The sequence below is a fragment of the Nodosilinea sp. P-1105 genome, assembly GCF_012911975.1.
Classification (GTDB): domain Bacteria; phylum Cyanobacteriota; class Cyanobacteriia; order Phormidesmidales; family Phormidesmidaceae; genus Nodosilinea.
On record NZ_SMDQ01000067.1, the window covers coordinates 20,440 to 29,813 of the forward strand.

At 46.8% G+C, this 9,374-nt stretch carries 9 protein-coding genes and 1 pseudogene; 3 read left to right on the plus strand and 7 right to left on the minus strand.

Annotation, left to right across the window (positions count from 1 at the left end; genetic code table 11):
• Positions 1 to 26: 26 nt before the first annotated feature.
• A complete protein-coding gene (locus tag E1H13_RS21425; RefSeq protein ID WP_169616496.1) occupies positions 27 to 977 on the minus strand; it encodes an HAD family hydrolase in 951 nt (316 codons plus the stop codon).
• 34 nt (positions 978 to 1,011) lie between these two features.
• A complete protein-coding gene (locus E1H13_RS21430) occupies positions 1,012 to 1,416 on the minus strand; it encodes a hypothetical protein (protein WP_169616498.1) in 405 nt (134 codons plus the stop codon).
• Between the two features lie 402 nt (positions 1,417 to 1,818).
• Between E1H13_RS21430 and E1H13_RS28115 the strand changes: the two are divergent.
• Positions 1,819 to 2,457, plus strand: a pseudogene (locus tag E1H13_RS28115) (DNA cytosine methyltransferase).
• Positions 2,448 to 2,678 carry a hypothetical protein gene (locus E1H13_RS21440; RefSeq protein WP_169616500.1) on the plus strand — a complete coding sequence of 77 codons (231 nt, stop codon included), beginning with the start codon at positions 2,448 to 2,450 and terminating at the stop codon, positions 2,676 to 2,678. Before E1H13_RS28115 ends, E1H13_RS21440 begins: the two are co-directional and overlap by 10 nt.
• Positions 2,679 to 2,909: 231 nt before the next feature.
• Here the strand turns inward: E1H13_RS21440 and E1H13_RS21445 are convergent, their stop codons facing one another.
• The 5 genes from E1H13_RS21445 to E1H13_RS21465 form a co-directional block, all read right to left on the minus strand.
• The gene (locus E1H13_RS21445) at positions 2,910 to 3,167 is read right to left on the minus strand and encodes a BrnA antitoxin family protein (protein ID WP_169616502.1); all 258 of its coding nucleotides are present in this window, start codon (positions 3,165 to 3,167) and stop codon (positions 2,910 to 2,912) included.
• Between the two features lie 2 nt (positions 3,168 to 3,169).
• Positions 3,170 to 3,457: a BrnT family toxin gene (locus tag E1H13_RS21450; protein ID WP_169616504.1), complete on the minus strand. Its 288-nt coding sequence runs from the start codon at positions 3,455 to 3,457 to the stop codon at positions 3,170 to 3,172.
• A gap of 261 nt (positions 3,458 to 3,718) precedes the next feature.
• Positions 3,719 to 4,345, minus strand: a complete 627-nt coding sequence (locus tag E1H13_RS21455; protein ID WP_169616514.1) for a Uma2 family endonuclease — start codon at positions 4,343 to 4,345, stop codon at positions 3,719 to 3,721.
• 252 nt (positions 4,346 to 4,597) lie between these two features.
• Positions 4,598 to 5,269: a hypothetical protein gene (locus tag E1H13_RS21460; protein ID WP_206070811.1), complete on the minus strand. Its 672-nt coding sequence runs from the start codon at positions 5,267 to 5,269 to the stop codon at positions 4,598 to 4,600.
• Between the two features lie 62 nt (positions 5,270 to 5,331).
• Positions 5,332 to 8,481: an N-6 DNA methylase gene (locus E1H13_RS21465; protein ID WP_169616517.1), complete on the minus strand. Its 3,150-nt coding sequence runs from the start codon at positions 8,479 to 8,481 to the stop codon at positions 5,332 to 5,334.
• Between the two features lie 180 nt (positions 8,482 to 8,661).
• Between E1H13_RS21465 and E1H13_RS21470 the strand changes: the two genes are divergently transcribed.
• Positions 8,662 to 9,192, plus strand: a complete 531-nt coding sequence (locus E1H13_RS21470; protein WP_169616519.1) for a MerR family transcriptional regulator — start codon at positions 8,662 to 8,664, stop codon at positions 9,190 to 9,192.
• Positions 9,193 to 9,374: the final 182 nt, after the last annotated feature.

Sequence of the window (9,374 nt, forward strand, 5' to 3'; positions counted from 1 at the left end):
CAAAAGTTCCAATGGTTTCAAAGTCCCTAAAAGATCTGCCGCCAGTCGTGCTGCACACTCACCACCGTCCAACCCCGCTGGGGGGCCACGGCTAGGGCCTGCTCGGCCCCGGTCTGGTAGGCAATGTCGCGATCGCCGTCGTCGTGGTTAATTAGCAGGCCAAAGGCCGGGCGCGATGGGTGAAAGGCATAGTCGAGCATGGGGATGTCGCCGTTGGAGTTACCAGCGGCAAAGATGGGCCTGCGCCCCACCCGGCTCCAGATCCGCACGGGCTTCATCGGCCCGTCGTCGAAGACCTCTGGCTCGGCCAGGTAGACCAGCGACCCGCCCGGCCCGTCGGGCTGGTACCGGAGACCGCTGGAGCTGCCGATCACCCGCTCGTAGGGAATGCCGTAGAGGGCCTCGGTGACGGGGCGCATAAAGTCGCGGTTGCCCCCCGAGGCGATGTAGTTGGTAAAGCCGTGGGCCTCCAGGTAGCGCAGCAGCTCTACCATGGGAATGTAGGTGGTGGTGCGATAGGGGCGGTTGAGTTTGGGGTTGTGGGCGCTGTGCAGAAACTCCGCTGCCGCCCCCTGATAGGCCTCCACGGTCATGCCCGCAAAGGCCTGGAGGATGCCGCCGATCAGCACCTTCACGGCACTGTCGTCCCCCTGGTAGTGCTGGGTAATGGCGGCGTTCAGCCAGCCAAAGTCCTGCTCGTAGGCGGCCTTCCAGGGGTGGCGGTCGCGCAGGGAGGCATCCGCTGCGGCCATGGCCTGCATCTGCCTGAGAATGAAGTCCAGCTCAATCGGCAGGGGCTTTTCGCACCACAGGGTGCCGTCGTTATCGAAGGTGGCGATCCGCTCCGGGGGCGGCACAAACTCCGGGCTGCCCTCGGTGGTCACCCGCTGCACAAAGTCGACAATGGCCGCTTTGGCAGTGCCATCGTGCCAGGAAGAGAGGGGGGCGATCGCGCCCGCTATAGAATCTGAACTCATTGTTAGAAAACCCATAACAAGTCTGCAAAAATAACTACGGGCAATTCAGTCCCGATCGCAGCTGGGCCTGGGCCGCTTCCACCGCCAAAGCTTCGTCTGAAATAGAGATAACCGCCTCCTGCAACGTTGCATTGTTGGGAATATCCTCAATTGCTCTATCCAGGTTGTCGTTCGCCGCCTGCAAATCATCGAGCCTGGCGTCTTGAACATCCCTTGCCGATGCCTGAACCTCACTAAAGGCCGTCTTCACCTCCCTTTCTGCAGTTCTAAATTCCCCCATAGTGGAATTGGGATTGGTGCTTTTGAGGTTGGCCACCGATGAACCGAGCGTGGCCAAATTGGTACATAGCCGTGCCGTTTTCTCTTGCGTAGTCTCATTGGAACAGCTCACCACCAACAAAAGCGGCAAGACGATCAGAGTCAGATGAACTTTTCTCATTGAATCCTCCTTGCCCCCACAGGGTCTTGGGTAAAGGTGTCAACTGGCTTATGCGACAGTAGAAAGCTTTGGGCAGGCTAATCCTTCCGGCCACCGATGGTTACTCCCAGGGTTCGCCCGAGCAGCCGTAAGCTCAGGTACAGGCGCTGGCATCGACAGGCTAGACTATCCCCGCCGCTGGGCGATCGCATTGAAATGGACAGCGTTAAGATCGCAGTACGCAACGCCAGCGCAGCCCTGGATCAAGTCACCGCTGAGAGAATAGTGCCACGGGCAAAAAACGAGAGCCTGACGTTAAGCCCCTCGCCAGAGAAGTTAAGTAAAAGATAGGCGTCCGTAACTGGCCAGGACCTTTTGGTGTAAGCTTGTACTACAATCTGTGAGATGGACGAGAGGACCTCAATGGCTCAAGCGACCTGCTTAGAGATCTGTGCTGGTGCTGGCGGTCAAGCTTTAGGTCTAGAGCAGAGTGACTTTGAACCCCAAGCCTTGGTTGAAATTGATAGTGCTTGTTGTAGTACCCTCAGACTCAATCGACCTCACTGGAATGTTGTAGAAGGTGACTTAAGAGACTTTGACGGTAAATCCTTTACGGGCATTGATTTGCTGGCTGGTGTACCTTGTCCGCCATTTTCAAAAGCAGGCAAGCAACTAGGCAAAGCAGTGGAAACAGCGAGCTGATGACATTACATTGCTCCTACGATCGTAGGGGGGTCTAAGAAGCACGGTGGGCCTGATTTGGGACCTACTCGTGCCAAACGAGCCTGGGCAAGTTTGGGCGTAGATGGCATGGGCATTGCCAATGAACCGCCTGGACGAGATTTTTTCGGCATGCCCAGGTTGACCGTTGATATGGTTGCTAAAATTCAGGGCTTTCCTGATGATTGGCGTTTTGCTGGCAAAAAGACACCCGCATACCGACAGGTAGGCAATGCCTTTCCACCCCCTGTAGCGCACGCTGTCGCCCAAGAGATATTCAAATGCTTGACCCTAAAAAAAGATATTCGCAGCCCTCTCAGCCCTTTGCACCCTTGCCTATAATCAAGCTATCAAGTGGAGTATCCACCCATGCTGCCGATCGAACTCCAACACCTGCCCTCGACCGACGAACTGCCCTGTTCCGAGATGAGCAGGGCGATCGCCACCTGAGTGAAGCCGAAGTCGAACGACAACAGAAGGAACTGGCACTACAACGGCAAGAACAACTGGAGGCATTTTTGCGATCGCAAGGATTTGACCCTGAAAATTTACCCGACGAGTAGGCTATCGGGAATGGCGATCGCTAATTCTTATTCCGCCCGCTGCACCGCTGGGCTGGGCTGCTGGCGCTGGGCAACCTGAATCAACAAGCGCAATGCTTCATTTACTGCTGCATCATTATCTTTGGAGACAACTACAGAAGTCACAGAGGCATGAAAAGAAAATTTATCCGACGGATAGGTTATCAGGAATGGCATCCCGGTGCGGCGACTTGTTAGCCCTCAACAACAGCTTTACTTCTCAATGCGTTCAAGTTCTTCACGAACTACTTTTCGTAGGGTTTCCTCAAGGGGTTGACGAATGGCTTGAATATGTTGACGTAGGGCTTCATTAATCAAGGTTTGATAGTTTCCCCCGCCTGCACTATGAACCTGTTCGCGAAACCATGCCAGGATGTCATCATCAAGCCGGATCGTGATACGCGTTTTGCCTGATGGTGTCAGGTCAACCGCGCCTCGCTTTCCCTGACTGAAATCGTATTCGGCTTCCATAGCTATCCTTCCTCGTATTGTTGCCGCTCTTGCTTGCTTGCTTTGCGGGCTGAGATGACCCGAATCGCTTCGCCTCGCAGGGTATAGACCACTATCAGAACCCGACCGAACCCATCGAGTCCAATCGTGACAAACCGCTCTTCGTCAAATCGCTCGTCTGGAATGGTAAGGGCTAGGTCGTCAATGGTAAGGGCTAGGTCGTCAGAGAAAACGGACACAGCATCAGCAAAGTCAACGCCATGCTTACGCAGGTTAGCCGTGGCCTTGTCCCTATTCCACTGGTAGACCATTTCAATTATAGTATGTACACTCGTGCATACTACCAGGGACAGGCTCAACTGTAGCTTTATGGTTTCCTTTCACCATCTTCAGAAACCGGGCTTTATCTGGTTTACAGGTCAACGAAGCTTCAGCAAGAACAGACTAACTTTATGGATGCCTCAACCGGGGACTTGAGGGCTAAGGTTCCCAACCAGCGGCGGTAAATAATCCTTGACCCATCACCAGTCGCTTTCGCCCGTCCGCTGCGTTGGGGTTGTTATGCTGCATCGTTACCTATTAGCACTCAAAACTTTCTCAGCCGTTAGTTTTAACTCTGGGAAAGTTCGAGAAACGATAGTCTGACTCTCTCGGAGCTGCTGAATTTCATACTCTCCATCCACTAGTGTACAGATGGAAAGGGTCGGCTGTTTGGGTTTTCCAATGTGTCGAGTACCCCCCAATCCTGCGTAGTCAGCAATCCAATATTCTGGGATACCTAAAGCTGCGTAGTCTTCGACCTTGCGAGCATAATCATTCTGCCAGTTGCTACTCACAACTTCCGCCACAAATTTAATTGAGCTGCCTAGAGTTAGAATTGACTGGTCAGACCAAAGCGGTTCTTTAATCAATTCATCTCGATCGACAACTGCAACATCAGGTCGAAACGCTGTCATACCAGTATTAGAAGGGCGCAATAGTCCTCGCTGAAGTACAAACCAAGGTAAGCCTGCTCCCTCGATCTGGACACAGATTTTTGCGGTGATGAAGGCAGCAACTTCTTCATGCTGACCTGTTGGTTCCAAATCGAACACCTCTCCATCAATCAGCTCGTAGCGGTTATCACCACCATACTGGGCAAGGAACTCGTCAAAGCTGAGCGGCTTTTGTTGTATTAGCTGGTTGATCGCAAGAGCCATAGGTCAGCTTAGCCTAATCAATACCTTCAGTCTACCAGATTGAATTTTTGCTAGATGCACAGCGAATTAAGCCTTCCTTTGCCTTGCCTCACGATATTGACAGATCATCAGCTTTCGGCTGCACCTTCACTAAGGCTCTGCGGCATAACGATTAAGATGAGCCGCCGCAGATTGCTTTGATGCTTACAGATAACCTCTCGGCGGTCGGCTCCATCGATTTGTTATGCCGCGACCGCCCTCGACCCTCAACTCTCAAGTATCTCTGGATCTTCTCCGTTTAGTTGTTGTCTTTTTTACGCTAGACTGTTTTGTCAATTGTAAAAGTAAGTGGTGACAGCGAAACTTGGCTGTATAAGCTTTGCCTTCTGGAATAGTTCGATCGTGATCTGAAATTTTATGAGCACGTTCTGAAAAATCTGGATGATCAGATAAATTGCAAGATACTGCTGTCGAAATACTATTGAACGCTACTGTAGGTTCTCCTTCAAGGAGATAGCCAAGCATACCGCCCTCACTAGAAAACGGTGCATATCGAAATTTTAGAAAGTTTTCAGTAATCTCTTCAACATATGCTCTAACATCACTGATGCTGTCTGACTTTAAAATTTTGGCTTCAAGGGGATACTTACTGCTGCGATGCTCAAACCACACGAAGGTTAAATCAGGTTGTTTGGGTCTGGCTGGGGATGGTTGTCTTTCCTGTTCTTCAAACCTTTCATGTTGAATCATAAAAGGCTCATATCCTGACATGGCACGTCTAATATCCAACTCTAGATCTTGAGTAATCATTCTTTCAAGTTGATCATCAGCTTCAGACAAGTCAACTTTCGAGAGAACTTTTGTACAGTAGGAATCCCACCCTTGCCAGACATAGTTCCAAAGAACTTTAATCGCATCACTTCGCCAACTCGTGGCAAGTTCCACAAAATCTTGCGTTTCTGGCCATCTAGATTCTGGTATTGTTAACCTCCTTCTAACCATAAGTATTATTGGGCCACCGCCTCCAAATCTCTCTGGCCATCCATCCGTCCCAACATGATGTCTGCGGAAACCTCATCGGCATCTCGCAATGCCATAGAACGAGTCCAGTAGCGAATTTTATCGGGTTTGATCAAATACACTGTTGGCACTTGCTCACCACGCCATTCGGTAGAGGTATAAACCCTAGCCACACGTTGGTAAAAAATTCCTCCGTTATCAAAATCACCTTGCTCCACAAATAGATTATTCAATTGATTCAGGCGATCAAGCAAAACTTGAGAGTTGATAGCTTCAACCTTAATACCATCATGAATTGATTTGTTGAGATATATCGCAACTAATCGAATAGGCAGATAATTGCCAGTTGATTCCTGAAAAATAGTTACACAAATTCCTTTGTCTTGCCCAAAACCAGCCTTGATTACACGCATAAAGTATTCACAATATTGTTTAAGCTCTAACTCCTCTTCAGCCTCAAATAAATTTGAACTTATACGATGAGTTTTTTGTCTTCCAGGAGAAGATCTATCTCCTTTGAAGTCAAGCAAAGTGTAGTTAAAAATATCTTCGATTAAGACCTTTTCACTTTCTTTAAGTGAAAAAGCATCATAAATATGATGATCGACATCATCAAATGTTTCTAGGTTTTGAACTATTCTTTCACGATATTCTGGAATTGGAACTCTCAACAAATCTTCTACGTTTGGCTCAGGGCGATATGTAGAAAATCGCCCACTTGACAGCAGCAAATAATACACAGCAAGTTTACTTGTATAGCTCAGACATGCAGCTTCTAGAAACTGAGAATATTCTTGATCAGCATGTATAGTAATGTAGCTTTTGGAGCAAAGAATAGCCTCATTATTATTTGCTCTAACAATGGCAGCTTGGAATCTCTTATGTTCTTTTTGCCAACTTTGCTTCAGAATTAACTGTGGTAGTTCAAAAGCTGAAAAATCTGTTGATGCTCTTGAATCTGTCGCCGGATCATCGTTTATCGACAAAGTTTCCGAATTAAGAAATAGGAACGTATCCTCCGGAAAATCAGGGTCACTCAGAATTCTTTTCCCAAGAATCACATCCTGCATTTTCTTTCTATCGCCACGTATAATACCTTGACGTTTTGATACGACTCCAGACTTCTCCAAATTTTCCAAGCTAGAGGCACGGCTTAAATGTTTGACAAGATAAAAATCTCGCCTCCCTCCCCACATTAAAGCAGACCAAATAAAGTAGTTCTCTACAGCCTCGTCAGGATAAATTTCATTAATATCCTGCGGTTCTATGACAATACGATAATCATCTTCACTACTTTGATTTGGTTTGGGGCAGATATATGATAATGGTTCACCATTTGGAGGGGTATTGCAAATAGTGATTACGCAGGAGGGAGAAACAGCATCTTTAAATAAGCCAAACCGTAAAGCAGACAAGTTCAAAACTTCTTCAACTTTTGAACTTGAGAAAAGTTTTTGGCGAAATTCTTGAGCAGTACCAATTTGGTTAAAGATAATAACTCCAGCAGGTTGTATCATTGCAACCAAACCTAACGACTTAACTAAAGCAAGTGCTTTAGGTAAAAAAATAGGCCCAATATTCCCATAAGTAATACTATTACTCCATCCATAGGAATTCGCCCAAGATTTTGATAGTTGAGTAATTGTGTTTCTTCCCCAAGGAGCGTTACCCAAGATCAAGTCATAAGTTGCTAAGTCTTCATTGGTACGAAAACCTGGTATATCTTCTGCAAAAAAGTCAGAGTTAATCAATCTATGATTTCTTAATCTAGGAAAACGAACTTCATTTTCCCAATATTCTAAAGGATCAATACTATCTAACATAGTCAGATAGAGACTAAAAGAAGCTACTCTAACAGCTTCCTTATCAATATCGATGCCAAAAATATTATTTCCTAGCAAAGTTCTTAAAACATTCGCTGGAATTCTTTGCGCCTCATGAGCGACTTCCCACCGGTAAATTAATCTTTGAAAAGCTTTTACCAAGAAGATGCCAGAGCCACAGGCAGGATCAAGAACCTTTAGATCCCATTCTTCATCATTCCAAGGAAGAACTCCATCTAGAATAAAGTCAACAATATATTCTGGTGTATAGTGAACACCGTTTCCTGCCTTCTTGTTAACAAATTCTTCATAAATGCTACTAATGAAATCAAGAGGAATAACATCGAAAGAATAGTATGGCCAGAGAGATAACTGTCCACTCTGCATATCTAAATCGCCTCTTGCAAATTCTGCAAGTTTAACTAAATAGCGATTATCTTCTGTCCAAACCTTCTGAATTTCAGCTTGCCATTCGGCTTCGCGTTCCTCCTCAGTTTCTCCCTTCCCAGGAAATAGATCGCCGTTAAACTTATTGTTTAGCCAACGAAAGAGATTATAAGTATCGTCAAAATTTTCAAGAATTTCAGGTAACTCTCTGTACTCTTCAGACAAAATCCCTTGACTATGCAAATTTTGGAGAATTCTTTCATTTAGAGCGGAAGTACCATTAGAATCCTGCTTCTGAAATAGGAATTGGATAAAAATAATTCTTGCCAATAAGTCGTGAATGGTTTCATCATCCAAACCATCTTTCTGTAGCTGTTGGCGAACATCCTTAAGATTCTTCAATAGCAACTGGTCAGCTGCACCACTTCTTTTAAAGCGGTTTTCATTCTCTTGGAAAAACTGCCCAGAGACTAATTCAACCCATTGCAATGCATCTGCCGCTTGTTGAACAAGCTCAGTCTCAGTCGCTTCAAAGACTGTTTCGAGTTCCTCTTCCTCTTTAGGAGGCTCGCAGCACGACCAAACTCGAAGTAATTGAGGTTCGATTGTGATCAGAGATCGCGCACGGCTGAAACTCCATGCGAGCCTGTGAGCTTCCCTGATTACCGCTTGAGAAACAGGTCTACTAAACTGACAAACAATAGCTATGGGTGCTTCTGTTCCATCACCTTCTGGGTTAGCAGCTAGTACGCTAACTTCTAAACCTCTGGCATCATCTGGAAATTTCCGCTTAATTTTTTCGCCAATTTTCTCACTAGCTAACTCAGCATAAACCTTCGGGCCAGATCCGCTTGGATGCCAGATCTGGCTAGGCTCAGGCCAGTAAAGCCTTTCGTGAGCAAGTTCTAGCATTCTAGAGTTCGGCATAAATCAAGGCGAGGGACATTTAAGAGTAACTTGCTGGGGGCCGCTTGTTCTGCTCCTTCCAGACTATCTTTGGCTTCCAGCTTAACGCTACTTTAAGATACAGTATGGCGGAATGGACGTACTCTAATCAAGAGTATTGTAAAATTGAGAAAAAGTAATACTTTACACCTCAACTCCCCCATGCCTCCTATAGAAGGATTTACTCGCTCCGAAACGCTTGCATTGACTGAGACTACGTCAAATCGCCTCCAGTATCTGGAGAAGAAAGAACTTGTCATACCTCAGCGGGTAGGCAAGTCGCGTAGACCTACAGTGATTTACAGTTGGGAGCAGATCCTTGAAATTCGGGCAATCAAGCATCTTCGGCAAGAGATATCGCTTCAAGCAGTTCGAAATATAGTTGGGTTTCTGAACGCAAGCGGATTTGATGACAGTTTGAGAGATAAGCAGCTTGTTGTAATCGATGATGAGGTTTTCTGGATTCGGCAAGACTGGCAAGATTTCCCAGAAAAGATGCCATCTGCAATAAAGGTGTCAGGCAGGAGCGGCAAGGGCGTAGGGCAGTACGTATTACTTGTGATCCCGACTTTGACAGAGATAGTTGACGAAGTTTGGGAGGCAGCAGGAAAGTCGGAAGTTATTGATTTTGAAAGCTTTAAGCAAAGAGCTAAAGTTCAGAGTTCGAATTCCATTCTTGCTGAAACTGCTTAATAGGCTTGGAGGTCGAGATCTGAACTACAACTGTATATAAATGCTATTAGAGGAAGTTTTGGCTACATTCCCACCGAAGGAATGAGCGGCATAACGGTGAAGTTATGCGGCGGCAGACACACTCGAATTCTCATCGATAAACTCCGTTCCGTCCGCACCAACGCAGTGTTGGGCTGCGCTGC